21 protein-coding genes and 1 pseudogene are annotated in these 24544 nt (G+C 70.5%); 11 read left to right on the forward strand and 11 right to left on the reverse strand.

All coding sequences use genetic code 11. The annotated features are described in order from the left end of the window. Positions 1 to 424 precede the first annotated feature (424 nt). The gene (locus WMF44_RS35235; protein ID WP_437294424.1) at positions 425 to 832 is read left to right on the forward strand and encodes a DUF6968 family protein; all 408 of its coding nucleotides are present in this window, start codon (positions 425 to 427) and stop codon (positions 830 to 832) included. A 104-nt stretch (positions 833 to 936) separates the two neighbouring features. Next, positions 937 to 1233 (forward strand): hypothetical protein, encoded by a 297-nt coding sequence (locus WMF44_RS35240; protein WP_437294425.1) that lies wholly within the window; start codon positions 937 to 939, stop codon positions 1231 to 1233. A 91-nt stretch (positions 1234 to 1324) separates the two neighbouring features. Here the strand turns inward: WMF44_RS35240 and WMF44_RS35245 are convergent, their stop codons facing one another. Further along, positions 1325 to 1846 carry a hypothetical protein gene (locus tag WMF44_RS35245; protein ID WP_437294426.1) on the reverse strand — a complete coding sequence of 174 codons (522 nt, stop codon included), beginning with the start codon at positions 1844 to 1846 and terminating at the stop codon, positions 1325 to 1327. 185 nt (positions 1847 to 2031) lie between these two features. Further along, on the reverse strand, positions 2032 to 2208 hold the full coding sequence (locus tag WMF44_RS35250; protein ID WP_437294427.1) for a hypothetical protein: 177 nt from the start codon (positions 2206 to 2208) through the stop codon (positions 2032 to 2034). On the opposite strand from WMF44_RS35250, the pseudogene WMF44_RS35255 reads away from it, so the two are divergent. From WMF44_RS35255 to WMF44_RS35275, 5 genes and pseudogenes are all read left to right on the forward strand, one after another. Continuing rightward, positions 2135 to 2656, forward strand: a pseudogene (locus WMF44_RS35255) (RCC1 domain-containing protein); the annotation flags it as partial. The gene WMF44_RS35250 and the pseudogene WMF44_RS35255 overlap by 74 nt on opposite strands. 49 nt (positions 2657 to 2705) lie before the next feature. Further along, positions 2706 to 3191, forward strand: a complete 486-nt coding sequence (locus tag WMF44_RS35260; protein ID WP_437294428.1) for an RCC1 domain-containing protein — start codon at positions 2706 to 2708, stop codon at positions 3189 to 3191. A gap of 440 nt (positions 3192 to 3631) precedes the next feature. Next, the gene (locus WMF44_RS35265; protein ID WP_437294429.1) at positions 3632 to 4852 is read left to right on the forward strand and encodes a cytochrome P450; all 1221 of its coding nucleotides are present in this window, start codon (positions 3632 to 3634) and stop codon (positions 4850 to 4852) included. A 491-nt stretch (positions 4853 to 5343) separates the two neighbouring features. Next, complete coding sequence (locus tag WMF44_RS35270; protein ID WP_437294430.1) at positions 5344 to 6972, forward strand: hypothetical protein; 1629 nt, start codon at positions 5344 to 5346, stop codon at positions 6970 to 6972. Between the two features lie 39 nt (positions 6973 to 7011). Then, positions 7012 to 8553, forward strand: a complete 1542-nt coding sequence (locus tag WMF44_RS35275; RefSeq protein WP_437294431.1) for a hypothetical protein — start codon at positions 7012 to 7014, stop codon at positions 8551 to 8553. A 41-nt stretch (positions 8554 to 8594) separates the two neighbouring features. On the opposite strand, the gene WMF44_RS35280 is transcribed toward WMF44_RS35275, so the two are convergent. From WMF44_RS35280 to WMF44_RS35315, 8 genes are all read right to left on the reverse strand, one after another. Beyond that, positions 8595 to 10694, reverse strand: coding sequence for an ATP-binding protein (locus WMF44_RS35280; RefSeq protein WP_437294432.1), 2100 nt, complete (start codon positions 10692 to 10694; stop codon positions 8595 to 8597). Positions 10695 to 10838: 144 nt separating this feature from the next. After that, on the reverse strand, positions 10839 to 11849 hold the full coding sequence (locus WMF44_RS35285; RefSeq protein ID WP_437294433.1) for a cupin-like domain-containing protein: 1011 nt from the start codon (positions 11847 to 11849) through the stop codon (positions 10839 to 10841). Positions 11850 to 11898: 49 nt separating this feature from the next. Then, the gene (locus WMF44_RS35290) at positions 11899 to 12420 is read right to left on the reverse strand and encodes a hypothetical protein (protein ID WP_437294434.1); all 522 of its coding nucleotides are present in this window, start codon (positions 12418 to 12420) and stop codon (positions 11899 to 11901) included. Between the two features lie 136 nt (positions 12421 to 12556). Next, complete coding sequence (locus WMF44_RS35295; RefSeq protein ID WP_437294435.1) at positions 12557 to 13825, reverse strand: hypothetical protein; 1269 nt, start codon at positions 13823 to 13825, stop codon at positions 12557 to 12559. A 47-nt stretch (positions 13826 to 13872) separates the two neighbouring features. Further along, entirely contained in the window at positions 13873 to 14880 is a 1008-nt protein-coding gene (locus tag WMF44_RS35300; protein WP_437294436.1) for an RNA polymerase sigma factor, read from the reverse strand. Beyond that, positions 14877 to 15464: a dihydrofolate reductase family protein gene (locus WMF44_RS35305; RefSeq protein WP_437294437.1), complete on the reverse strand. Its 588-nt coding sequence runs from the start codon at positions 15462 to 15464 to the stop codon at positions 14877 to 14879. Before WMF44_RS35305 ends, WMF44_RS35300 begins: the two co-directional genes overlap by 4 nt. 233 nt (positions 15465 to 15697) lie before the next feature. Next, positions 15698 to 16600: a hypothetical protein gene (locus tag WMF44_RS35310; RefSeq protein WP_437294438.1), complete on the reverse strand. Its 903-nt coding sequence runs from the start codon at positions 16598 to 16600 to the stop codon at positions 15698 to 15700. A gap of 773 nt (positions 16601 to 17373) precedes the next feature. Then, positions 17374 to 18138: a DUF1287 domain-containing protein gene (locus WMF44_RS35315; protein WP_437294439.1), complete on the reverse strand. Its 765-nt coding sequence runs from the start codon at positions 18136 to 18138 to the stop codon at positions 17374 to 17376. Between the two features lie 198 nt (positions 18139 to 18336). Here WMF44_RS35315 and WMF44_RS35320 point away from each other — a divergent pair, with 198 nt between their 5' ends. The 3 genes from WMF44_RS35320 to WMF44_RS35330 all read left to right on the forward strand — a co-directional run bounded on the left by WMF44_RS35320 (position 18337) and on the right by WMF44_RS35330 (position 21193). Further along, positions 18337 to 19071 (forward strand): iron-containing redox enzyme family protein, encoded by a 735-nt coding sequence (locus WMF44_RS35320; RefSeq protein WP_437294440.1) that lies wholly within the window; start codon positions 18337 to 18339, stop codon positions 19069 to 19071. 112 nt (positions 19072 to 19183) lie between these two features. After that, positions 19184 to 20170, forward strand: coding sequence for a hypothetical protein (locus WMF44_RS35325; RefSeq protein ID WP_437294441.1), 987 nt, complete (start codon positions 19184 to 19186; stop codon positions 20168 to 20170). A gap of 60 nt (positions 20171 to 20230) precedes the next feature. Continuing rightward, positions 20231 to 21193, forward strand: a complete 963-nt coding sequence (locus tag WMF44_RS35330; protein ID WP_437294442.1) for an NAD(P)-dependent alcohol dehydrogenase — start codon at positions 20231 to 20233, stop codon at positions 21191 to 21193. Between the two features lie 30 nt (positions 21194 to 21223). On the opposite strand, the gene WMF44_RS35335 is transcribed toward WMF44_RS35330, so the two are convergent. Further along, positions 21224 to 22453 (reverse strand): serine hydrolase domain-containing protein, encoded by a 1230-nt coding sequence (locus tag WMF44_RS35335; RefSeq protein WP_437294443.1) that lies wholly within the window; start codon positions 22451 to 22453, stop codon positions 21224 to 21226. 413 nt (positions 22454 to 22866) lie between these two features. Here WMF44_RS35335 and WMF44_RS35340 point away from each other — a divergent pair, with 413 nt between their 5' ends. Further along, on the forward strand, positions 22867 to 24453 hold the full coding sequence (locus WMF44_RS35340) for a sigma 54-interacting transcriptional regulator (protein WP_437294444.1): 1587 nt from the start codon (positions 22867 to 22869) through the stop codon (positions 24451 to 24453). The last annotated feature ends 91 nt before the right edge of the window (positions 24454 to 24544 follow it).

Genomic DNA, 24544 nt, shown 5'->3' on the forward strand with positions numbered 1-24544 from the left:
CGAGAAGAAGGGCGTTGAACAGCCTGGCAGGCTCGTCCTTGACGTGGCCAGGGGCCGGACTCCACGTGCTCCTCGGGCGGAGCACATGAGGCGGCTGCTGTGCGTGCTGGGTCTGCTGGGAGTTGCGGGGATGGCGACGACGATGGGATGTGGAGCATCGCCAGAGGTGGATGAGCCTGGAGAGCCGGTTGAGGAAGCTGAGATGGCCGCGTCCTACAGCGAGTGCGTTGCTGCCTGTAGGAACGGCCAGCTCGCGATGGAGCAGTTTTGCCGGGGGTTACCTGACCCACGCATGAGAGCGACATGCTGGTTGGCTGCAAAAGGGGGCATGATCGCCTGCATCAACTGGTGCAACTGGCATTTCGGGGATTAGCGGAGGGCTGCCGCTTGACCAGTCCCAGGAACCAGCGGCAAGCTGCGTCCCATGGTCCCCATAGATGACCCCATCGCGGAACGTCGCCTCACCGTCGTTGACGACCCCGGCCGCTCCGTAACTGTGACGATCGGCCGGCCTGTGGAGGCGCAGCCCGGAGAATGGGCGTGCCCGTTCACCATCGTCGGCATCCCCGAGCCTCGGTCGGATCGAGGTCTCGGCGTCGATGGCGTTTCAGCCGTGCTCAACGCCCTCCATGCCATCCGGCATGCGCTCGAAGCTTCTGGGGTTCGCGTTTCTTGGGAGGGAGGGGAGCCGGGGGATACGGGCTTCCCGAAGCTGATGCACTACGCTTTCGGGTTCGCGTTCTCCCAGAGGATGGAGCAGCTCATCGACGAGGAGATCCAGACGCTTGTGGATGAGAAGAAGGCGAGCGGGGGGCAGGGACCTGCGGGCTGACGGCCTGCTCGAACGGCCCCGGGATCCCCTGATTGCTCACGCCCGCTTGCAGCTCCACGTGCACAAGGGGGAGCTACGCTCTCCGAAACAGCCGGGAGATAGCTATGAAGCTGACGTCAATCGTTGCGCTCAGTCTGGGCACCTTCCTTACGTTCGCAGCGTGCGTTGGTGCACCTGTGGATGACACCAACGTGAACGGTGACGTCGAAATGTACGAGGAGACGGCGCAGGCGCTATGCGAACATGGTTCCGGATATTACTGTGTCGGCAAGGTTCTTCTGACGTGGCAGCAGAAAACAAATGGTGGCTGTAAGGTCATTTCCGAGCAGGTATGTCTTCTGGGGTGTGTAAATGCCGGACCCGGCAAACACGACTATTGCGCCCAGTACGCTGGCGACTGAGCTCACTGACGGGTCCCATGGGAGAGCCAGTGCTCGGTGCGGTCGGTGTGACCGCGGATGTCGATCGTCGGGTCTCGGATGAGGGCCGGGATCACTGGATCATGAAGTAGACAATCCCATCGAGCACCTGGAGATATCCGTGGCTGGCCCCCTCGTCGTCACCCTTGTCCTCCGTGGACTTGAGCGCCTCCTCCAGCGCAGCACGCGGTACGCGGATGCTCAGGACACGGATCTGGTGACGGCACCTCTTCCGGCCATGCATCAGCTCAAGTTTGGTCCACTCGCCCGGATGGATCCTGACGCCGAGCCGCACGAGCCCAACGCCGCTTTCAAGGGGGTCCTGCTTCCGCAGCGCCGACCGCTTGGCCCAGACCTTCTCCTGCTCGATGGCGTCGCGAACCTCTCCCACGGTGGCGTAGCGCGACAGCTCGGGGATGCGCTCCACCAGGTCGGGCGGGGTCTGAACCTTGGCACCGAGGCCCCCAAGACGTTTGGGATCGTGGAAGCTTTCGAGGACGGCCTGGAGCGCGGGGTCCCGCTCGGCCCGTTCGAACAGCGGGCTCGTCTCGACGGCGTCGGCGACAGCCCTGGGGGCGGTCACCTTCGCGATCACCTTCTCGGGGTCGGCCTCGCGAACGAGCTCCAGGAGGCCCGTGAAGCTCGCGCTCAGGACGCGATGAGCCGACCATCACGCCCGTGACCGACACCCGCTCACCGTCGCGATGGCCATCAGCCAGCCCGAGCGAGAAAGCATCAACCAGTTTGACTTTCAACAACCTGCAACGCGCAAGGCACGAGCTATGGCTGGTGCACCGGCCAGAAGGTGCCTGACGAGGTGGAGTGGTGCACGAGCCCCCAGGACGAGAACTGCGACGGGCTGGTCAACCCCGCCTGCGCGCCGGTGACGCTGGCGGCGGGGAGCGCGCACTCGCTGGCCCTGCGCTCCGACGGCACGGTCTGGGGCTGGGGCGACAACGCCGATTACCAGATCAGCGCCTACCAGAGCGCCGGGCTGTATCCGGATCCGTTCTTCGTCGACGGGCTGAGCGGCGTGACCGACGTGGCTGCGGGCCTGGCGCACTCGCTGGCCCTGGTCGCGGACGGCACCGTCCTGGCCTGGGGCACCAACACCAGCGGCCAGCTCGGGACCATGACGACCCTTCCCGATCTCGTCGTGGTGCCCGGCCTCGACCAGGTGATCGACGTGGCGGCGGGGCAATATCACTCGCTGGCGCTGCGGTCGGACGGCACCGTGTGGGCCTGGGGCGATAGCTCCGTCGGCCAGCTCGGGGACGGCTTGCTGGGCTGGCGCGCGACCCCGGCGCCCGTGCCCGGCCTGAGCGGCGTGGTCGCCATTGCGGCGGGCGACCTCCACTCGCTGGCCGTGCTCGCCGACGGCACGGTGTGGGCCTGGGGCGAGGGCTCCGAGGGGCAGCTCGGCCGATGGCGCGTCGGCCGACAGCGCGGTCCCGGTGCCCGTCTCCGGGCTCGACGGGGCGATCGCGGTGGCCGCGGGGACCTGGCACTCGCTGGCGCTGCGGTCGGACGGCACCGTGCGGGCCTGGGGCGAGGGCTCCGAGGGGCAGCTCGGCCAGGGCGCCAAGGCCAGCAGCCCGGTGCCGGTGCCCGTCGCGAGCCTCGACGGCGTGACCGCGATCGCCGCGGGGAGGTGGCACTCGCTGGCGCTGCGCTCGGACGGCACCGCCCGGGCCTGGGGGAGCAACGCGAGCGGGCAGCTCGGCAACCCGACGTATCCTCCGTGGTCGCAGCCGCAGGCCGCCCCCGTGCCCGTGCTCCTCGACCAGATCACCGCCATCGCCGCGGGCGACGCGCACGCGCTGGCGCTGCGCGCGGACGGGACCCGCTGGGCCTGGGGCGACAACGACAGCGGGCAGCTCGGCGACCACCACACCGGGTCGTCCGTGGGGGTCCCGGTGGAGGTGTGGCCGTACTGGTGAGCGCGGCCGCCGTTCCGTTCCCGGCGCTGCGCGCGGGCGCGTCCTCGACCGCTTCAGGCCTATTCTGCGCCTGATCCCCAGCGCGCCAAACGTCGAACGGGAGGCCCGCCAACGTGTGCTGGTCCTCGTCGAGGCTCGGCCGCTCTGCGTCAGCTCGGCCGCTCGAGGAGGGCCTGGAGCTTGAAAGTGGCGTCCACCGTGGTCGGGTGATCCGCGCCGAGCTCCCTGCTCAGCTCGGCGATGGCTCTGCGCGCCGTGTCGGCAGCGTTGCCACCGGTAACGCCTGGCAGGGCGCTCTACACGGAGCCTCGCGCGCCCACCTCGGCCGCCGCCGCGCGGCGATCGACGCGCGGGCGGGGCGCTTCACGGCGGCGTGGCGATACCCTAGCCTGGCCGTGGATCTCCGCCGCGCCACGAGCGCCACTAAGGAAAGAAGGACCATGGCCGTCACCTCTGGCTTCGACCTCACGAGCGAGCGCTTCTTCGCCGATCCCTTCCCGACGCTCGATCGCCTCCGCACCGAGGCGCCGGTCTACTTCTTCGAGCCGCTCCAGTGCTTCCTCATCACCGCTCCTGCCGATATCGAGGGGCTCGTGAAGGACCCGAGCTTCACCGCGCGGCGGGCGACGGCGATCCTCGGCAGCCTCGGCATGCTCGGCGAGGACGATCTCTCGAAGAAAACATTCGACTCCTTGTCGCGGCTCGCCTTCTTTCAGGACCCGCCGCGCCACACGAAGCTTCGACAGCTCATCATGAAGGGGTTCTCGCCGTCGGCCGTCGAGTGGATGCGCCCGCGGGTCGTGGGGCTCGTGCAGCGCGCCGCCGAGAAGGCGCGGCGCGACGGCGAGATGGATGTCGTCTCGGCGTTCTCCGAGGCGGTCGCGCTCAACACGCTCGCCGAGATGTTCGTGATACCCGAGGCCGATCGGCCGCAGTTCATGAGATGGTCGACGGACCTCCTGAAGCTCGCCGGCGGCGGGGTCACCTCGGAGGAGCAGAAGCGGGCGGTGAAGCAGAGCTGCTGCGACATGGTCGACTACATGATGCGGCTCGTCGAGGAGCGCCGGAAGGCGCCGGGCGAAGACGTCGCGAGCAGGTTCATCGAGGCAGAAGGCGGAGACACCGAGCTCGCGGGCGAGGCGGCCCTGCAATGCTTCCAGATGGTCGCCGCGGGGTTCGTGACCTCCGTGAACCAGATCGCGAACACCGTGCTCGCGCTCCTCAACCACCCCGCCGAGCTCGCGAAGCTCCGGGAGGCGCCAGGCCTCGTCCGCGGCGCGGTCGAGGAGAGCCTGCGCTTCGAGCCGTCCGTGCTCTCCCTCAGCCGCATGTGCGCGAGGGACACGGAGATCCGGGGCACCAGGGTCTCCGAGGGGCAGTTCGTCTTCGCGATGATCGCCGCGGCGAACCGCGATCCCGGGCTGTTCGCCGAGCCGGACCGCTTCGATATCACCCGGCAGCAGAGCCGGCACCTGACCTTCGGGAGCGGCGCTCATTACTGCCCCGGGGCCCCGCTCATCCGGATGGAAGTGGAGGAGTCGGTGCGCGCCCTGCTCTCGCTGCCGCGCTGGGAGCTCGCCGAACCGACGTTGAGCTACGCCGGCTCGAACCTGCAGGACCGCGGGCCGAGCTCGCTGCGCGTTCGCTTCCCCGCAGCCTGAAGCGGGCGGACTCGACCCGTCTCCACGATCCCCGCGGGACCGAGCTGCCGCTCTGCCCGGCGATATCCGCGCTCATTGGGCATCGGATCGCGACATCCTCGGCGTTTCGCGCCGGCACCCCGCGGCGCTGATCGAGGCGCCAGAAGAGCTCGAAGCCGGGGGAGACGGTCGCTGACTTGTCCACGGTACGCAGCACACTTGAGCGGGTCGAAACGCTTCACAGAAATGAGCCGACGCGCAATTTCGGTCGGATACCATAACCAAAAGTAGGACTATTGGCCACATTTGGCCAGGCCTACCAAACGGCTGAGCACATTCAATCGACCGACCGAAAATTCTCACCAAAACGAATCGAATCTGGCGATTTCTGTCGGTTGACGCCAAGCGGACGGCATCACTAGCGTGACTGGATGCGTCGCATCGCGATTCACTCTCGATTGTTCTTGCGCTCGGGGTCGCGACAGCACCCACGCGCCCGGCCAGCGCGGACGATGTTCAAGCACGGCGACGGTCCGCGACGAATGCGGCTGCTTCTCACCGTAGGCATCCTCTCCACCGTCGGCGCGGGCGCCCTCTCCGGGTGCGCTTACGACGATAGCTGCTACGACGAACGCCTCTGCCTCACACCACCGAAGTCTCTCTGTGACGGCGACCCAGCCACGGCGATGGCGCTCGAGGAATGCGGGGTGTTCGTCAGCGAGCAGGGCGACGACAACAGCGCCGGTACGAAGGGCGCGCCGGTGAAGACCTTGCAACATGCGATCGGCCTCGCCACACACGGACGAGGCCACGGCGAGCCGCCGACCCGACGCGTATACGCGTGCGGTGGCGCGTTCGAGGAGGCGATCACGCTGCCCTCGGGTGTCGACCTGTGGGGCGGGCGTCTCTGCGAACTTGGCGACGATTGGTCGTATGATGGATCGTTCGGCGGACCGAATCACCCGACGATCATCGCTCCGCCGATGGGGATCCCGCTGCGGGTGATCACGGGAGAAGCACAGGGCGCGACGTCAACGGTCTTCGGCGTGCACGTCGAGGCAGCGGATGCGTCCGCGGACGATGGCAAGTCGTCGATCGCGATGATCGTGAGCCCTGGGGCTAGGGCGACAGTGCGGGCGAGCGCGCTCGTCGCAGGCAACGGCAAGGACGGGGAGCCAGGAGATGACGCTCTTAGCGTCCGGGCAAAGGACGGCCTGGAGGGGAACGACGGCGCGTCCGCCTGCACTGCGGACTCCGCGACGGGGGCGCTGCCAGTCGTGACCGCGTGCGACGACGGCATCGAGTCCACTGGAGGCTACGGGGGCGACGGTGGGCTAGAGTCGGGGGCCGATGGCGCTCCGGGGCAGCCGGCGCCCATGGGGAATGATGACGATTGGGGCCGCGCAGGGCTCGGCGCGGACATGACGAGATGCAGCGAAGGGAAACGTGGCGCAACGGGTGCTGACGGTGGTCGCGCTGGCGGAGCGGCTGGCATAGGGTACCTCACCGAAGACGGTTGGATTGGCATTCGCGGAGAGGACGGGAAGAAGGGCGGCATAGGTCAAGGAGGTGGCGGTGGCGGCGGCAGTAGCTCGCTCGGCCCGATGGCGGCGTGTCCAGCTGACCGCCCTCAGGCCGGTGCGGCTGGCGGCTCAGGGGGCAGTGGCGGCTGCGGTGGCCTTGGGGGCAAAGGCGGCGGCTACGGCGGGTCGAGCATCGGCGTTGTTGCGCTGCAGGGGAGCGCGGTGACGCTCGGGGCGACTCGGGTGACTACCGGCAACGGCGGCAACGGCGGGGTCGGCGGAACGGGCCAACCTGGCGGCGGCGGTGGAGCGGGTGGCAATGGTGGAAAGCGCCCTCCGGGTGACAGTGAGATGTGGCCCGCGTGCGACGGGGGAGCAGGAGGCGACGGCGGACGCGGCGGTGATGCCGGCGGCGGCCTCGGGGGGTCCTCCTATGGCATCGCAGCTCACAGCGCCTACGTGGCCTTCGGGCCGGACGTCCCTGTACAGTTCGGAGGCTACGGCAAGGGTGGCCTCGCAGGCAATGCAGTACCTGGTTTCGACGTGGGGAAGGGCGAGAACGGCGACTCCATGCCTTATCGTCAATTCGATGTGCCCAATCCCGAACCGCCCCGTTGAATGGCCGCCCCACGTCCGACAAACCATCGAGGAAGAACGATGCGAACCACACGAGTGACCTATCTGTCCCCTGCGCTGCTGCTCGTCGTGGCCGGCTGCGGCACCGCACCGGGCCCCAACGAGCCTGGCGGAACGGCGTGCGACGGCAGCTCATCGTGTCAAGACGAACCGCCGTCAGAGTCGTTCTGTCTCGAGCGTCTCGCCGCCGATGTCTGGGAAGATGGCTGCGGCGTGTTCGTGGGCGGTGTCTGGGGCAGCGGCGACGACGCGAACCCCGGAACGACGAAAGACAAGCCGGTCCGCACGCTGCAGCGCGGCGTTGAGCTCGCGCGTACCGGCCGAGGGCGTGTGTTCGCATGCGCCGATGGGTTCTTCGGGCCCCTGACGCTGCCTTCCGGCGTGGATCTCATCGGTGGGTTCGGTTGCGTGAGCTGGAGGCGTCAGCCCGACACGCGCTCCGTCCTTCAGCGTTCGGGTGAGAGCGACATCCTCCTGACCGTCGTACCGGCGAGCGACGGAGACACGGGCGCCGCGGACGGGGTATCGACGATCATCGACATGCGTCTGTGGGCGAGCAGGCGGATCGGGATGCTTCTCCGCTCCAACACGGCCGTGGAGCTCCTCCGGAGCGAGCTTAGCTCGTCTGGTGGAGGGGAAGGCCAAGATGGCAAGCAATGGTCCGGGCTGAATGAGGCAGCGGCAGGACCTGATGGGCAGTATGGGCGAGACGCCTGCTCGGCGACCACCGTCGCCGGCGGCCCGGCGGTGGTGAATCCGTGCGACGGCGGAATCCCGAGCATCGGCGGGAAGGGAGGGGACGGGCTTCCCGACGGCGCTGGCGACGGGGACGACGGGCAACCGAACGCGACATCAGACCCGATCGACGGACGTGGAGGCGACGGGGATGTCCCAGGGATCAACTGCGAGCCGGGGTTCTACGGGATCTACGGCGCCTCGGGTACGGTCGGAGCAGCCGGCGAGGGCATCGGGCGCATAGGCGAGACGGGATGGGAGGGCGATTGGGCAGGCGACGGCAGCAGGGGCATGCCGGGCCAAGGCGGCGGCGGAGGGGGCGGCCGTCGAGGGGGGCTCTCCGCGTGCGGCAAGGCCTCCAAGGGAGGCGCCGCCGGCGGCTCTGGAGCCGCCGGCGGGTGTGGCGGTCGAGGCGGCCGAGGGGGCGAGAACGGTTACCCGACGATCGGGATCGTTGCGCTCCACGCCAAGCTGACGGTGCGCGACAGCATGATCACGACGGAGGCCGGGGGGCCTGGCGGCGACGGTGGGCCGCCCGAGCAAGGAGGCGAAGGCGGTCGAGGAGCGCCGGGCGGCGCCGTGGGGGACGGCACGTGGTCCTGTGAAGGGGGCAACGGCGGCCGAGGAGGCGACGGCGGCTACGGCGGCCCCGGGCGCGGCGGCGACTCGATCGGCATCGCCTACCTCGACGAGGACCAGCTCACACTCGAGGGGGTCACGTACGCCCTCGGACCGCCGGGAAAGGGCGGCGTGAGCTGGGATTGGTCTGGCGACGAGATCACGGGGGAGGACGGGAACTCCGTCAAGACGCTTCGGTTTCCGGAGTAGGAACAGCGCCCGGCGTCACGACTGGCTTGCAGACGTCTTGGCTAAGCGCGGGCGCCGACGGAGGACAGGACCCGCTCGAGCTCGATGGGATCGATCGGCTTCGTCATGTGCAGATCGAACCCCGCCTCCCGGGCGCGGCGGCGATCGTCCGCGTGGCCGTACCCGGTCTGCGCGATGAGGTAGGCCCGCGCCGTGGCGGGATCGGCGCGCAGCGCCCGCGCGAGGGCATACCCATCCATCCCCGGCAATCCGAGGTCGCAGAGCACCACGTCGGGCGCGAGCGTGCGCCCCATGGCGAGCCCCGCGGGGCCCGTGTACGCGACCTCGGCCTGATACCCGAGGAGGGCCAGCAACTGCTTGAGGATGTCCGCCGTGTCGTGGTTGTCCTCGACCACGAGCACCCGGAGCGACCCCTCCCGCGACGCGGTCGCGGGCCGGACGGGCTCCTGCCGCCGGGTGGAACGAGCTGGCGCGGTGCAGAGCGGCAACCGGACGCGGAAGGTCGATCCGCGCCCTGGGCCCTCGCTGTGGGCCTCGACGGATCCGCCGTGCATCGCGATCAGGCTGTGCACGAGCGAGAGCCCGAGGCCGAGGCCGCCGCGCCGTCGATCGAGGCTGCTGTCGGCCTGGCTGAAGGTCTCGAAGACGCGCGGGATCATCGATGGATCCATGCCGATCCCCGAATCGTCCACCACGATCACCGCGATGTTCGTCGCCGGATCCGTCTCCAGGGAGGCGACCACGCGGCCCCCCGCGTCCGTGAATTTGAGCGCGTTGTGCAGGAGGTTGCCGATGACCTGCGCGAGGCGCGTTTGATCGCCTGACGTCCAGACCGGCTCGTCCGGCAGGGAGACCAGAAGCTCGATGCCGTTGCCCCCGAAGACCGGCGCATAGTCGTCCGTGACCTGACGGACGATCCGCGCGAGATCACAGGGCTCTCTTCGCAGCTCGATCTTGCCCTGGGCGACCCGCGACACGTCGAGCAGATCGTCGATCATCCGGGCCATGTGCGCCACCTGGCGCGCGATCATCTCGCGCGTCCGGGCGGCCTCGGGCGCGTCGCTGCCGGTGATGTCGAGGACCTGAATGGCCGTGCGAATGGGCGCGAGCGGATTGCGCAGCTCGTGGGCGAGCATCACCAGGAACTCGTCCTTGCGGCGATCGGCCTCCCGGAGGGCCCGCTCGCTCTCGAGCAGCGCCTGCTCGGCCCGCTTCCGTTCGGTCACCTCCTGCACCACGACGTTGATGCCGAGCATCGTACCCGCCTCGTCGCGCACGGGGTGGACGCTGACCAGCCAATCGTGGTCCCCCTCGGGCCGCGCGACCCGGAGCTCGCAGTTCGTCACCTCCTGCCCCGTCTCGAGGGCACGCTCGCAGAGGTCCTTGAAAGGCGTCGCCTCGGGGATGAACTCGCCGAGCGCGCGGCCGAGGTGCTCGGAGATGGGCCGGCCGGTGATGCGCGCGAGCGTCTCGTTGACGCTGACGTACCGGAGATCCCGGTCGAGGAAGCAGAGGCCGACGGGGGCCGTCGAGTACACGTTCTGCAGGAGCGCGAGGTGGCGCTGCGCGGCCTGCTCGCTCGCCCGCAAGCTCCGGCAGAGGCGATTGCGTTCGAGGACGGCCGCCACCTGCACGCTCAGCGTCTGCATGAGCGAGAGCTCGTCGGCGTTCATGTGCGAGCGCTTGCTGGTGGCGAAGGCCAGGGTCCCGAGCAGCCGGTCGTGCGAGATGAGCGGATATCCCGCATAGGCCTGCACGCCCGCCTTCTTCAGCTCCGACCCGCATTCGAGGGTCGAGCGCTGGAGATCGAAGGCGATGAGGGGCATCCGGGTCGCCGCCACGGTCCCGCACATGAACTGGCCGAACCTGATCGTCCGATATCGCTGCTCGTCCTCGGGCGAGATGCCCGCGGCCGACTCGAGGACGAGGGTGTTCGGCTCGTCGCCGATCATGTAATTGAAGTAGAGCTCGACGCCGAGGTCGCTCGCCAGCTCCTCGAAGAGGGATCCGAGGAGCGCCGAAGGCTCGTCGCAGAGGACGAGCCGACTCGCGGCTTTTGCCAGGATCCTCAGGTGCGCGTGTCCGGCTCGCGCCTGCCCGGGCGTCTCGGCCGCAAGAGCGAATTTCGCGTTGGGCGGCACGTGTACCCATCGGCGGCGCCGAGGGCTTCCTCGAGCCACCCCCCTTTGCCTTCACCGTGCAGTGTACTGCTCGGCAGGCACGGCGCCACGGCGACGCTCGCCGAGCTCGAGCATCCACATTTCGCAGAATTTCCGAGCGTTTCGCTAACCGATGTTGCTCGGCCGGTACCAGTCGAAGTTGTTGTGGAACGGAAAGCTGTTGATCCCCAGGCTGATGCTGGCGTCGAGCGCGCGGACGTGGTGCCACCAGCCCACCGGGATGAAGAGCGCGTCGCCCGGCTCGAGCACGACGTCCTTCACGAGCACCGGGGCCATCGGGTCCTTCTCCGGATCCCGATCGGCGTACATCGCGCGTGCGCCGTCGAACAGCGACGTCTCGAACGGCGCGATCATGCGGTAACGCTTCCTGCCGTACACCTGCCCGAACAGGATGTTGGACGTGTCGTAGTGCAGCGGCGTGACGGTCCCGGCAGGGCCGAGCCACAGCGCCGAGGCGCCCAGCAGCCGCTGCGCGGCGCAGTACCCGTCCGGGAGCACCACGTCGTCCAGCAGCGCGCCGAGCCTCGTCCGCTCGAGGACGCGGTTGTTGGCGACCATGTAAAAGTCGTTCGTCTCCTCGCGCGCGGCGCCGGCGATGCGCGCGACGAAGTCGCGCAGCGGCGTGCTCTCGGTGTGCCGCGCCGCGTGCATGTCGTAGTCGGGATCGCTCTGGCGTCCTGTCGTGACGTCGACGACGACATCGCCGAAGCGCTGGGAGAGGTACGCCGGGGTCCACCGGCCGAAGGCGGGCCAGCGGGTCACGATGTCGGTCAGGACGACCGGGATGTTGCCGGCGACATAGACGTCGCGGAGCTCCTCGCCAGACACGCCGGAGCGCCGCGGGATCCCCGTCGGATCGCAGGCGACCGACGCCATTCTCTGCTGGAGCCGCGCCAGCATCTCGTGCCGCCGCGCCGACCTGGCGAAGGGCCGAGCGGCGACGAAGATGGGCGAACGGACGATGGCCGAGAGCAGCTCTCCGGCCTGCGCGCGGCTGACGCCGGCCGCCTGGAGCTGCTCCGAGATCTGGCCCTCGGGCACGCCGCGCAGCAGGTTCTCCGTGGCCCAGCGCCACCACTCGGGCGCAACCTCCAGCTCACGTTCCTGTTCGCCCATCTTCGACCTCACGATGTTGGGGAGCGCAACGGTGCGACGATCGAACGCCTCACTTGCACGGCGGAGGAGGCGGCGGCATCGGCGGGATGATCTCCTCGCCCGGAGGCGGCGGCGGCGGCATCGGCGGGATGATCTCCTCGCCCGGAGGCGGCGGCGGCGGCGGCATCGGCGGGATGATCTCCCCCTCTTCCCCGTCCGGCGGCGGCGGCATCGGCGGGATGATCTCCCCCTCTTCCCCGTCCGGCGGCGGCATCGGCGGGACAATCTCGCCGCCCTCGCAGTCCGGAGGCGGCGGCGGCATCGGCGGGATGATCTCCTCGTCCGGAGGCGGCGGCATCGGCGGGATGATCTCCTCGTCCGGAGGCGGCGGCGGCATCGGCGGGATGATCTCGCCTTGATCGCCCGGGTCGTGTCCCTCGTCGACGCCCGGAGGACCACAGGCGACAACGAAGACGGCAGCCGCCGCTACAGCCGCTCGAGACACCCGCTGCACCAGGGCCGCCGTCCGAGGCGGCGGCGTGGGCAGCGGCGATAACAAGGCTGCATCGTCCGAAAGAAAGTCACGTGACATGAACACCTCCGCTCAGCGCAGCGTGCAGGACATGTGCCATCTCACTACCGCCGGAACTCCCTGAAGATCTCGCCTTCTACAGCGCCCACCGACGCACCCGTCGCGCGTGGCCCAGAGTGGCTCAGCAGCGCGCGGCTCACCGCAAGGCCCGCGCGAGCGCCGCCTCGTCGACCTCGTCCTCGGCGGCGCGCTCGAGCGCCGCGCGCAGCGCATCGTCCGCGGTGGCCCCGGCGGCGACGCGGATGCGCTCCTGCGCCTCGGGGTGCCCGGCGACGCGAAGGAGCAGGGCGGCGCCCACCCGGCGATCCCGCGGGGCGCTCACGTCGTCGAGGGCGAGGAGCGCGTCCTCGGGGGTCAGGCTGGCGGCGCGGTAGTCGCCGGCGGCGAGCAGCTTGCGGAGGTCCTCGCGCCAGGCCGCGAGGTCGCGGCCGCGCCGCTCCAGCGCCTCGGCGCCGCGCGGCGCCGCGCCGGCGGCGGCGGCCCCCTCGTGCGCATCGCGGATGCGCTGCGCGAGCGCCTCGGTCAGGGCTTCCCCCGTCCGGAGCACGAGCGGGATGCCGCCGCCTCGGCGAGAGAGAACGAGCCGATCACCGCGCATCCCGACCGAGTTGAGCTCGGCGTAAGGGACCCAGACGGACGAGAAGGGCCGATCGATGCGCACGCCGTCGGTGCCCACCACGACCTGGGTGCGGCGCGCTGCGCGACGGAGGAGCCACGTCGACGCCAGGGCGAGGGCAAACCACGCCACGATCGGCCCGGCGCTGCGAGAGGCCTGCAGCGGCAGGGCGATCGCCGCGATCACGATGAGCCAGAGGATCATGAAGACCGGCAGACCGACGCAGCCGGCCGCGAGCTCGCGGTGGACGCTGCCGAGCGAGACAGCGACGCGCCGCTCCGTCGGGCCCATCCCGAGGGCCGCGAGCAGGCGCGCGCCCTCCTCCTCCCGCGCGACCTGCACATCGATCACCCGCCCGCGGCTCAGGCGGAGCTCGACGCGGACGCGCAGATCCGACAGGACCATGCCGGAGCGGATCTCGGCGCGCGGGATCGAGCGCTCCACGGAGCCGAAGGCGAAGCGCAGCCCGGCCGCGTCCGCGGTCACGCGGACCGGCCGCTTCCAGCGGATGCCGGTGGTGAGGGCCAGGGCGCTCGCGAGGGAGAGGCCCAGCGCGGCGACCACGCCGGGCACGGTCATGGCGAGGGCGCTGAGCGCGAACCCGCGGAGGCTCGGCTCGCCCAGCGCGCTTGCGAGGATCACGGCGAGCACGCTGGCCAGGAAAGGCCCCGCGACCGCGAGCAGCGCGAGGCCCGCGAAGATGCGGCCGAGGCCCTCGTGGCGCGCCGCGAGCCGGCAGCTCGTGAACTCGAAAGCAGGTCCGGAGGTCGCCCCCATCGCCAGGGCCATTCTGCGCCCTTTGTCGGGGCGATCTCCAGCACGTTACGGCGAGGTCGCTAACCGTGGATCCAGTAGCGGTAGCCGTTCGTGCGGAAAGGCACGTCGAGCTCGCGGCAGATCTCGGCGATCACATCGGGGGTGAAGAAGTAGTTGCGGATGCGGGCGAGGTGCTCGCCGTCGGTCTCGACGGTCCAGACGGTGCGCACCGCCGGTCCTGTGTCGTGATCGAACCAGAAGAGCAGCAAGAGCTCGCCGCGGTGCGCGCGCACCTCGCAGCGCGGCGGGCCGCCGAGGTAGCCGACCAGGTGACGGGCATCGACCCCGCCGGCGTCGGTGGTCGTGATCGGCGAGAGGCTGCCGACGAACGACCCGGTGCGCGGATCGGCCGGGGGCTCGCGTCCGTACTCGGTCACCACGCCGACGATCTCGGTGATCGAGCTGTCGAGGAGCAGCGACGTCAGGGCCGGCAGGTCGCGGGCGTTGAAGGCGGCGCAGAAGGCGTCGAGCACACCCGGCGCGGGCGCCCGGGGCTCGTCGGCCTCGGGCGCCACGAGCTTGCCGCGGCCGCGGTGCAGCGCCGCCTTGACGGCGCCGACCGAGGTCGAGAGCGACGCGGCGACCTCTTCGAGCGAGAAATCGAACACGTCCTTGAGCACCACCGCCGCGCGCTCCTGGGGCGACAGGTGCGCGACGAGGGTGCCGGCGGCCTCGCGCGACGCCCGCTCGTCGGGCGCGTGCCCTGGCGCTGGGTGTGCTGCCGCGGGCTCGCCGAGCGCGTCGCGCTCGAGCCGCTGCCGCCGGGCGCGGTCGATCCAGAGGTTCGACGCCACCCGGAACAGCCACGCGCGCGGGTTGGGCAGCTCGTGGAACAGGGTGCCGAGCGTGACGAAGCCGCGGGCCATGGTGTCCTGCACCAGGTCCTCGGCGTCCCACGGGCTCCGGGTCAGGTAGCGGCAGTAGCGGTACAGCTCGGGCCGGAGCGGCTCGAACACGTCGAGGAACCGCTGCCATGACGCCTTCACGTCATTGCTCAGCTCGCCGAGGTCGCGCGGCTCGTCGCTCATGACCAGACCGGCTCGTAGCACAGGACCGACAGCCCGCCGCCCAGGTTCTGGGTCCGGATCTGCCGCAGCGAAAGGCGCGTGTCGCGGCGCGCGAACAGCGGCGTACCGCCGCCGAGCACCACGGGGTGCACGATCAGGCGGAATTCGTCGACGAGGCGGTGCTCGATCAGCGTCGACACGAGCGCGGCGCCGGCCCAGGCGACGATCGGCTTGCCGGGCTGCCGCTTGAGCGCGGCGATCTCCTCGGGATCCCGGGCCACGCGGGTGTTGGCCCACGCGGCGTGCGTCAGGGTCCGGGACAGCACCACCTTGGGCAGGGCGTTCATCTTGCGCGCGAACGCGAGGTCCTGGGGCGAGCGCGGGTGGGCCTCGGCGTCGGGCCAGTACTGGAGCATGAGCTCGTAGGAGGTGCGCCCGTAGACCGCGAGGCCGACGGAGTCGATCATCTCGTCGCAGTACCGCTCGAACTGCGGGTTGCCGTCCTGGAACCAGTCGAGCTCGCGGCCCGGGCCCTCGATGTAGCCGTCGAGGGACGTGATCATGGAGACGTAGAGGCGTCGTTCGGTCGGGGTTGTCGTCGTCATGGCCCACCGACGAACGGCGCGGCCGGAAGGATACGGGGGACGGCGAAAATGATCGCGCCGACCCGAGTCGACCCGACCCGGGGCGACCCGACCCGAACGGGCATGACCTCGCGGGTGCGCCATCCCATCGAGGAGAGCCGCGCCCGGTACGATAGGCCCCTCACAGCCTGGCAATCGTCAGCGTGCAGAGCCCGTCGGACGCATCGCCTTGTTTGGGCCGCATCCGTCAACGGTCAGGAGAGCACTTCGGTGGCAGTCTTCGCCCCGAGGACGTTATCAATCCAGCGGTCGAGGGTCGCAATGTCCGTACACGCCTGGATGCGAGCGCTCTCGCTCTCGGTGAGCGCGATGTCTGCACGCGCCAGCAGCCGCAGCAGCGTGTCCCTCTTGCCCTCGAGCTTGCCCTTGAGCTCGCCCTCACGTAGGCTCGCGAGCTTGATGCGATCCATCAGCTCCCGCACGAACGGAAACCTCGCCTCGTCTTCGATCTGCCGTTCCATGACCAACGCCTCCAGAGCCCGCCGCATGGGCTCACGCAACCCGCTCCAGATGACCTGAAAGTAGACCATCGCGTGCTCCTGGTCGAGCCGCCCAAGCGCAACGAGCGCGGCCTTGACCACGGTGAGCCCGCTCGGCCCATTGCCGTGCGCCACCGCCGAGAGCACGGCCAGCTCGGCGTCCTTCTCCGCCTCGGCCGGGTCGGTGATCTCGGGGACGACGGCCGGACCGAGCACCAGCGGCTGGACGTGGCCGAGGCCCAGGCCGAGGTCGATGTCCTCCGCCGCCCAGGCGGCCACGCCGGCGTCCGGTGCGATCACGAGGACGACCGTGCCGCAGCGCTTCCTGGCACGCACGACCGTGACGTACGTCGGCCACGAGAACTTCTTGTCCGGATCCATGTCGCGCTGGACCTCGATGACGATCGCCAGCGCGAGCGCGCCGCTCGCGTCTCGAAGCTCGAGCACCAGATCAGCGCGGAACTCCACCGGGAGGAGCTGGTCGAGCGACGATTCGACGACTCCGACCGAGGTGTGTGGCGGCACCTCGAGGCGGAAGAGCGTCGCGAGCCAGTGGGGCGCGAGCTCGGGGTGCTCACGGAACATCTCGACGAGGGCGTTGTGCTCGAGCGTCGGCATGACGCTCGGTCTCGAGCACACCCCGTGCCGACACGAAACGACGGGAAAACGCGAGGAGAGATCCACCTCAGGGGGTGGCGGCGCCATGGCGGACGGCGGCCGCTGCCATGCCCCGATCCATGGCGCGCCCGCCCAACGATACTCCCGTCAGGCAGCGTCACGCCGCACGGACAATCGCTGTTGCTCCAGGTGAGGATGCCTCGCCGGGGGTACGGAGCGAAGCCCTCGAGCGGCAATCCATCGAATCCGCCCCCCTTCACCGATAACAACGTGAACTCACGCCTCGGGATCGTCGGCAGGGACGAGGCTCGATGTGTCAGGTGACCCGACCCAGGTTGGGCGGGGCGACCGGACCCAGGTTCGGATCGCTCCGCAAAGCCAGCTCCGTACATAGCGACGCTAGCTCTGTACATAGCGACGCCAGCTCCGTACATAGCGCCACGAGCTCCGAACGTAGCGCCACTGAATTCCAGGACCTACAGAAAATTGCCATGCCAATACGTACGAAGCGGCGCGTCGAGCCTTCCCAGATGGAGGCCGTACTGCTTGAACTCTGCCGTGGACGATCACTGACCCTGGAAGAACTAGCAGACCTCGCGGGACGAACGGCGGATACGCTCCGGATCCACTACTTAACAAGGCTAGTAGCGGGCGGAAAGATGCGGCAGCTGTACCCGGAGAAGCCAACGCATCCGGCACAGGCGTACACAACGGCGGAGCGACCCGACCCCATGTTGAGCTAGCCAACCCAGGTTCGGCCCGCCGTGCACCGCTCACGGGCCGGAGCCGAGACGAGCTTGCTCGACCCCCTCCCGCGTCGCCGCCCCGCGGATCCGGAAGTGGCCGAGCACGGTCCAGGCGTCGAGCACATCATCCTCGCTCGGCGTCGGCCCGATGTTGTGGAGGACGAGCGGGAGGCCGCGCGGCCCCTTGCGATCGCTGACGATGCCCACGTGATCCGGCGCGCACGAAGGGCACGGCTTGAGGGCCCAGACCACGATATCGCCAGGCTCCCAGGTGCTCATCGCGGCCTTGTCGAACGTCCTGGGGAGCGACGTGGCGTGGGCGCGCAGGTAGGTAAGCATCGGACCGACGCGGCGATGATCGATGTTGCGATCGGGACGCTCGACCGTCGTGTAAACCGCCCGGCGCGCGAGGATGTCTTGGTGGATCTTCTCCTGGAGATCGACGCCCGCGGCGCGCACGGCGCGGACGACGACATCGGTGCAGACGCCGCGATCGGGGGCCGGATCGCCGTTGGGGTAGCCGATCGCGACCCACGCGGGATCGTAGGTGACGCCACGGGCGACCTCGAGGCGCGCGCGGGCAACGATCGAATCGGCGGACGCGGGTGCGATGGCGGGCTCGGCAGGAGGCGCCGGAGCAGGCTCAGGCGCGGGCGCGGGGAGCGGCGCGGGCGACTCCGCGCGTCCAGGCCCAGCGGCCGACGCGTGGCGGCTCTCGCGCGGAGCAGGCCCTTGCGAGCCACAGGCCAGGAGGGTGACCGCGGCGACGAATCCCCAGGAACGTGAGCTCATGGCGCGTCATCGGCCGGAGCCGGCGATCTGTGACAAGGACGGCGCACGAGCGCGCCAGGCTCTCGATCTCTCCCTCCCCTCCCCTCCCCGCCCCGCCCTGGCGGCGCGCCGCCCTCCGCGCGACCTGCGACGACGGCGCTGGGCAGACGCCGTCGGTGCTGTACAACCAAGGCTCACCCCTTGCCGAGGAGCTGCCGCATGACGCGTCGTCTTCAGGAACGCCTGCTCGCGATCATGGACCGCAAGAACCACTGGGCCTGGGCGCACCTCACCGGCCCCGGCCTCACGCGAGACCAGCTCGCGGTTCACTTCAGGCACGAATTCCGGGTCTACGTGCGCGACTTCCCGGTGCTGCTCGCGCGCGTGCTCGGCCAGTCGCCGCCGGCCGCGGTGCGCAGCGCCCTCGCCGAGAACCTCTTCGAAGAGCAGACGGGCAAGCTCTCGCTGGGCGTGTCGCACCCGGCGCTCTTCCTGGAGATGATCGACGGCCTGGGCATCCCGCGCGCGGCCATCGAGGACGAGTCGATCCCGCTCGAGCCCGAGGCCCACGCCTACCGGGCGCTGCTCGACCGCGCGAGCGCGGCGCCGCCGTGGGTCGTGGGCGCGGCGGTGCTGACGATCTTCGTGGAGGGCAGCGTGCACGAGCGCGCGGAGCTCCTCGGGCAGCGCGAGGCGCCGCCGATCGAGGAGGCGCTGCGCGCGCACCCGATGGTGCGGCACTACGGGTGTCCGCCCGAGCGCATGCGCCTCGCGAGGGCGCACCGAGCGGTCGAAGGAGGGCACCGGCGGGACGCGTGGGAGATGGTGCTGGGGCACGCGCCGGACGAGGGCCCGACGGCGGACGCTGTCGCGTCGGCGGTGGCCGCGGCGCACGCGGCCTGGCTTTCGTACCGGGATGGAGTCGCGCGCGCCATGGGGCTCCGGCAGGCCTGAGCTGGCCTCGGCGCACTCCTCCGGTTCTGCCTGACACGCGCGGCGTTCACTGATAGAATCGCGCGCATCGCTTGGGCCGTTCTGCGCCCGTTTCTTGAGGAGATCTCCCCGTATGTCCTTCTCGGCTCGTTCCTTTGCCTTCTTTGCCATGTACACGCTCGCGTCCGTGGCCGCGTGCGGCGGCGAATCCAGCTCCGGGGCCGGCGGCGCCGGCGGGTCGAGCGACGACGCCGCGGGCCCGGGCCCCGGGAGCACCTCCGCCGGCCCCGGCGCGACAAGCGGCGGCGCCACGAGCGGCGGCGGCGCCACGAGCGGCAGCGGCAGCGCGACGACGAGCAACGGCTCGGGCGGCGCCGCCAGCAGCAGCGCCACGAGCAGCGGCTCAGGCGACGTCACCACGACCGCCACGAGCACCGGGGCCGGCGACACGACGACCAGCACGGCGGCGACCGGCGGCACGGATCCCGGCGGGTGCAGCATCTTCTGCTCCGACTTCGAGGGCGGCTCGCTGCCCTCCGAGGTCCAGTTCTTCCCGGAGTACCTGCGCGAGAGGATGGGCGAGTTCGTGACGCTGGACAGCACCGGTCACAGCGGCACGCGCTCCGTCAAGGTCACGGGCACGGACTTCAGCCAGATGCTCGGCGTGGCCGTGCCGAGCAACTTCTGGGGCAGGATCTACCTCAAGAGCGCCACCGACATCCAGATGGGCCACAACACGTATGTCGCGGCCGCGGAAGGCAACGGGGATCCCAACAACGGGGAGCAGATCCGCATCGGCGAGCACCAGTGTCAGCTCGAGCTGAACCGCAGGAGCGACGACAAGGAGATGCTCTCGAACGGCGGAATGTACATGTGCAGCGGCGGCGTGAAGCTCGTCGCGAACACCTGGTACTGCCTCGAGTTCCACTACGACGGGCCGGGCCGCTCGGTGAGCGTGTTCGTGGACGGCGCCGAGGTCAACGCGCTGCACGTCACGGACTGGGGCCCGTACGACTACAAGCTCTTCAAGTTCGGGTTCGAGAAGTACCACGGCGGAGCCAAGACGATGTGGTACGACGACCTCGCGCTCCACTCCGAGCGCGTCGGCTGCGGCAAGTGAGGCCGCGCCGCGCGGCGCTCGGGTGAGCCTGAGGGGCCGCGGGGACGCCGCGGAGACGAGATGAAGGCGATTGTCTACGACCGATACGGCTCACCCGACGTCCTGCGGCTCGAGGAGATCCCGAAACCCGAGCTCGGCGACGACGACGTCCTCGTGAGGGTCCACGCGGCCTCCGTGAACTCGTGGGACTGGGATCTCGTGACCGGGACGCCGGTGCTGTTTCGCTTCTGGGGGCTGCTCAGGCCCAGGCACCAGGTCCCGGGCGCGGACATCGCGGGTCGGGTGGAGGCGGTCGGCAAGAACGTGACCCGGCTCCGGCCCGGCGACGAGGTGTTCGGGGATCTCTGCCAGTGTGGCTGGGGCGGCTTCGCCGAGTACGCGCGCGCCCGCGAGAGCGCGCTGGCGCCCAAGCCGGCCGGGATGACGTTCGAGCAAGCCGCGGCCCTCCCTCAGGCAGGCGCGATGGCCCTCCAGGGGCTCCGCGACGAGGGAGGGCTCCGGCCCGCGCAGAAGGTCTTGATCAACGGCGCAGGCGGCGGCGTCGGCACCTTCGCCATCCAGATCGCCACGTCGCTCGGCGCCGAGGTCACCGGCGTGGACCGGACGGAGAAGCTGGAGACGATGCGCTCGGCCGGCGCGGCCGAGGTCATCGACTACACGAGAGAGGACTTCACGGCCGGCGGGAAGACCTACGATCTGATCCTCGACGCCGCGGCGCACCGCTCGATGTTCGATTACGCGCGCGCGCTGAACCGAGGGGGGACCTACGTGATGCTCGGGGGCTCCATCGGTCGAATCTTTCAGCTCTTGCTCGTCGGGCCGTGGATATCGAGGAGCGAGCAAAAGAAGATGCGCCTCCTGGCAGCGAAGGCGAACCACGACCTCGCCGCCCTGGGGGAGCTGTTCCAGGCGGGCAAGCTGAGCCCCGTCATCGATCGCTGTTTTCGGCTCGACGAGGTCCCCGACGCGTTCCGCTACTTCGGCGAGGGGAGAGCGCGCGGGAAGATCGTCATCACCGTGTGACGGCGCCCCCCGTACCGACCGGCGCCGGGATCAGTCGTCGATGACGGCGTTGACGATCCCGTCGAAGAACTCCCCGTTCCCGACCGCGTCGAGCATCCGGTTCCAGCCGATCTCGTCGAACGGCGTCGGCAGGCCGTGGTTCGTCAAGATCACCCCGATCAGCTCGCGGCGGCGATCGATCCACAGGAAGCACCCGGTGCCGCCCGCCTTGCCGTAAGAGCCGCTCGAGAGGCGCGACCCGCCGTTGGAGAAGCGGTGGGTCGCGAGCTCCCAGCCATAGCCCTTGGGCGTCATCAGCAGGTTCGTTATCGGCGATACGTCGGTCTCCGACGCCTTCACGTGGGGCGTCTGGTTGCTCACCATCGCGGCGGCGGCCTGGCGGCTCAGGACGCGGGCGCCGCCGTACCTGCCGCCGTTCAGGATCATCTGGCAGAACACCGCGATGTCCCGCGCCGTCGAGAAGACGCCGTCACAGCCGACGATCCCGCCGAGCGCGTGATCCTGCTCGTCCTGCACCTCCCCGCGCAGCTCCCTCCCCCGGAGCTCGGAGTAGCCCGTGGCCGCGGTCCGCGAGATGAGCGCCGCCGACGGGTTGAAGGTCGTGTCGCTCATGCCGAGCGGGCCCCAGATGCGCGCCTTCGCGAAGGCGTCGAGATCCATGCCCGAGGCGACCTCGATCACCCGCCCGAGGAGGCGGTAGGTGAGATCGCTGTAGAGCACCTGCGCGCCAGGGACGTACTCGAGCGGCGCCTCCGCCATGCGCTGCCAGACGCTCTCGGCGTCCGGGTCGTCCAGGAACGGGGTGTCCAGCGGCAAGCCGGCCGTGTACCGGAGCATGTCGCGCACCGTGATGGCCTGCTTGCCGTTGGCCGCGAACTCCGGGATGAAATCGGCCACCCGATCGTTCAGCCGAAGCACGCCGTCCTCCACGAGGATCACCGCCGACGTCGACGTCGCGAGGACCTTGGTGATGGAGAGCAGATCGAACAGCGTGTCGAGCGTCATCGGCTCGTCCGCGCCGCGGACCCGGGAGCCGAACGCCCGGTGCCCGACGATCCTCCCCCGCCGCGCCACCAGGGCGACCGCGCCCGGGAACAGGCCGTCGGTCACCCGTCGCTGGATGCGCGCAAAGACGTCCTCGAGGCGCTCCGAGCACAGGCCGACGCGCTCGGGCAGCCCAGGGACGAGCTGCTCGTACGTCGTCTGGACGTGCGCCTCAGCCACCCTGGCCGACAGGACCGCCGGCGCCAACGCGGCCACCGCCGCCGTATGGCCCAGCCCCTGGAGAAGGCGCCTGCGATTAAAAAATCCATGCTCGGTGCACATGCTCGCTCCTGATCCGTGATCCGTGGGGGGCCGGGTCGCGCCGCTGCAGAGCCCGCTCGTGCGCGCTTTCGCGCGCCGTCGCCGGGGTCGCCATCGACGCTCGCGAGCGCCCGAATTCCTGGACAGCAGGAGGCGTGCCGGGCAGCGGACCCAGCGATTCGCGGCGCCGCCGCGCGAGAGCGCCGGCGCACCGGTGCGCCGATCGTGCACCCGCCTGCACGATCGGCCGCGCGATCGCCCGCGCGGTCCCGGCGCTCTGCACGGTCTTGCACGATTCGTGCAAATCTTCGTGCAGATCAACGCCAAACCAGCGCACGGCGGCGCGCGGCGCCGCGTAGGATGTGCTCGTGGACGAAGGCTTTCCCGGCAGCGATGTGCGGGGCTCCTGCGCGACGACGCTCCGGCTCGCGATCGTGGCCGGCAGCGCGATCACCTTCGCCCCGCTGCCGCCCCACGGCCGCGTCGTCCTCGGGCGCGACGAGGGGTGCGACGTGCGGATCGACGATCGCTCGGTGTCGCGCCGGCACGCGGCCCTCCACGTCGGCCCGCCGCTCCGGATCGAGGACCTCGGGAGCGCCAACGGCACCTTCGTCGGCGAGCCGCAGGCCCGCGCCCTGACGGCGCGCACGCACCGCCTGCGGCGCCTCTCGCGGGAGAGCGCCGAGATCGGCGTCGGCGAGCGCTTCAACCTCGGCGCGACGACCGTCGTCGTCGGCCGCGCGCCCGCGGGGGCGGCCGAGGAGCCCGACCGCGGAAAGCCGCCCGCGGACATCGTGCTGCTGGCCCCGGCGATGCTGGCGCTCTACGAGCAGGCCGCCCGCGCCGCGCGGAGCCCCATCAGCGTGCTCATCCTGGGCGAGACGGGGGTGGGCAAGGAGGTGCTCGCCCGGACGCTCCACGCGCGTTCGCCGCGGTCGAGCGGGCCTTACGTCGAGCTGAACTGCGCCGCGCTGCCGCCGTCGCTCCTCGAGGGCGAGCTCTTCGGCCACGAGAAGAGCGCCTTCACGGGCGCCAGCCACGCGCGCCCCGGCCTGCTCGAGGCGGCCCACGGCGGCACGCTGTTCCTCGACGAGATCGGCGAGCTGCCCCTGGCCTTCCAGGCGAAGCTGCTCCGCGTCCTCGAGGACCGGAAGGTGCTCCGCATCGGGGGCCGCACCCCCCGCCGGCTCGATCTCCGCTTCGTGGCGGCGACCAACCGCGATATCGAGGCGGAGATCGCGCGCGGCGCCTTCCGCCAGGACCTCTACTTCCGGCTGAACGGCATCTCCCTCGTCGTCCCGCCGCTCCGCGAGCGGGTCGCCGAGATCGGCCCGCTCGCCGGCAGGTTCCTCGAGGAGGCGTGCCGGCAGCTCGACCAGCGCGGCGCGCCGCGCATCTCGCCGGAGGCGCTCGCCGCCCTCGAGGCGTACGCCTGGCCGGGGAACGTGCGCGAGCTGCGCAACGTGATCGAGCGCGCGGCGGTCCTGTGCGCGGGGGAGTCGGTCCTGCCCGCCGATCTGCCGCCGCACCTGATGAACGGCGCCACGCCCCCGTCGAGCGGCGCCGCGTCGCGGCCGAGCGGCACCATGCCGCCGCCGCCGCCATTGCCGCCGAGCGGCGCCGCGTTGCCGCCGAGCGGCGCCGCGTTGCCGCCCGCCGGCGCCGCGCCCCCGTCGAGCGGCGACGCCCCCCCGTCGGGCCGCGCCGCGCTGCCGCCGCCTCCGCCCAGCGGCGCCGGGCTGCCGCCGGCCGACGCGCCGCCGCCGAGCGGTGACGCCCTGGCGAGGCTCCGGCTCGAGATGAAGGCCGCCGACCGGCAGCGCGTCGTCGAGGCCCTCGAGCGGTCCGCGGGCAACCAGACGCGCGCCGCCAAGCTCCTCGGCGTCTCGCTGCGCACGCTGATCAACCGAATCGACGAGTACGGCATCCCGCGGCCGCGGAAGCGGTCGCCCTGAGCGGCGGGACGCTGGCCGCGAGACGATGCTGGTGCCGGACGACTCCTGGGGACGAATCAAGCAGCCAGAGCGACAGACGCGTTGACCCCAC

The organism is Sorangium sp. So ce426, assembly GCF_051475585.1.
GTDB classification, from domain to species: Bacteria; Myxococcota_A; Polyangia; order Polyangiales; family Polyangiaceae; genus Sorangium; species Sorangium cellulosum_B.

Coding starts and splice junctions, on each gene's coding strand:
- WMF44_RS35235 (WP_437294424.1), top strand. CDS start 425: ATGGTCCCCATAGATGACCCCATCGCGGAACGTCGCCTCACCGTCGTT.
- WMF44_RS35240 (WP_437294425.1), top strand. CDS start 937: ATGAAGCTGACGTCAATCGTTGCGCTCAGTCTGGGCACCTTCCTTACG.
- WMF44_RS35265 (WP_437294429.1), top strand. CDS start 3,632: ATGGCCGTCACCTCTGGCTTCGACCTCACGAGCGAGCGCTTCTTCGCC.
- WMF44_RS35270 (WP_437294430.1), top strand. CDS start 5,344: ATGTTCAAGCACGGCGACGGTCCGCGACGAATGCGGCTGCTTCTCACC.
- WMF44_RS35275 (WP_437294431.1), top strand. CDS start 7,012: ATGCGAACCACACGAGTGACCTATCTGTCCCCTGCGCTGCTGCTCGTC.
- WMF44_RS35285 (WP_437294433.1), bottom strand. CDS start 11,849: ATGGGCGAACAGGAACGTGAGCTGGAGGTTGCGCCCGAGTGGTGGCGC.
- WMF44_RS35290 (WP_437294434.1), bottom strand. CDS start 12,420: ATGTCACGTGACTTTCTTTCGGACGATGCAGCCTTGTTATCGCCGCTG.
- WMF44_RS35295 (WP_437294435.1), bottom strand. CDS start 13,825: ATGGCCCTGGCGATGGGGGCGACCTCCGGACCTGCTTTCGAGTTCACG.
- WMF44_RS35300 (WP_437294436.1), bottom strand. CDS start 14,880: ATGAGCGACGAGCCGCGCGACCTCGGCGAGCTGAGCAATGACGTGAAG.
- WMF44_RS35305 (WP_437294437.1), bottom strand. CDS start 15,464: ATGACGACGACAACCCCGACCGAACGACGCCTCTACGTCTCCATGATC.
- WMF44_RS35310 (WP_437294438.1), bottom strand. CDS start 16,600: ATGCCGACGCTCGAGCACAACGCCCTCGTCGAGATGTTCCGTGAGCAC.
- WMF44_RS35315 (WP_437294439.1), bottom strand. CDS start 18,138: ATGAGCTCACGTTCCTGGGGATTCGTCGCCGCGGTCACCCTCCTGGCC.
- WMF44_RS35320 (WP_437294440.1), top strand. CDS start 18,337: ATGACGCGTCGTCTTCAGGAACGCCTGCTCGCGATCATGGACCGCAAG.
- WMF44_RS35325 (WP_437294441.1), top strand. CDS start 19,184: ATGTCCTTCTCGGCTCGTTCCTTTGCCTTCTTTGCCATGTACACGCTC.
- WMF44_RS35330 (WP_437294442.1), top strand. CDS start 20,231: ATGAAGGCGATTGTCTACGACCGATACGGCTCACCCGACGTCCTGCGG.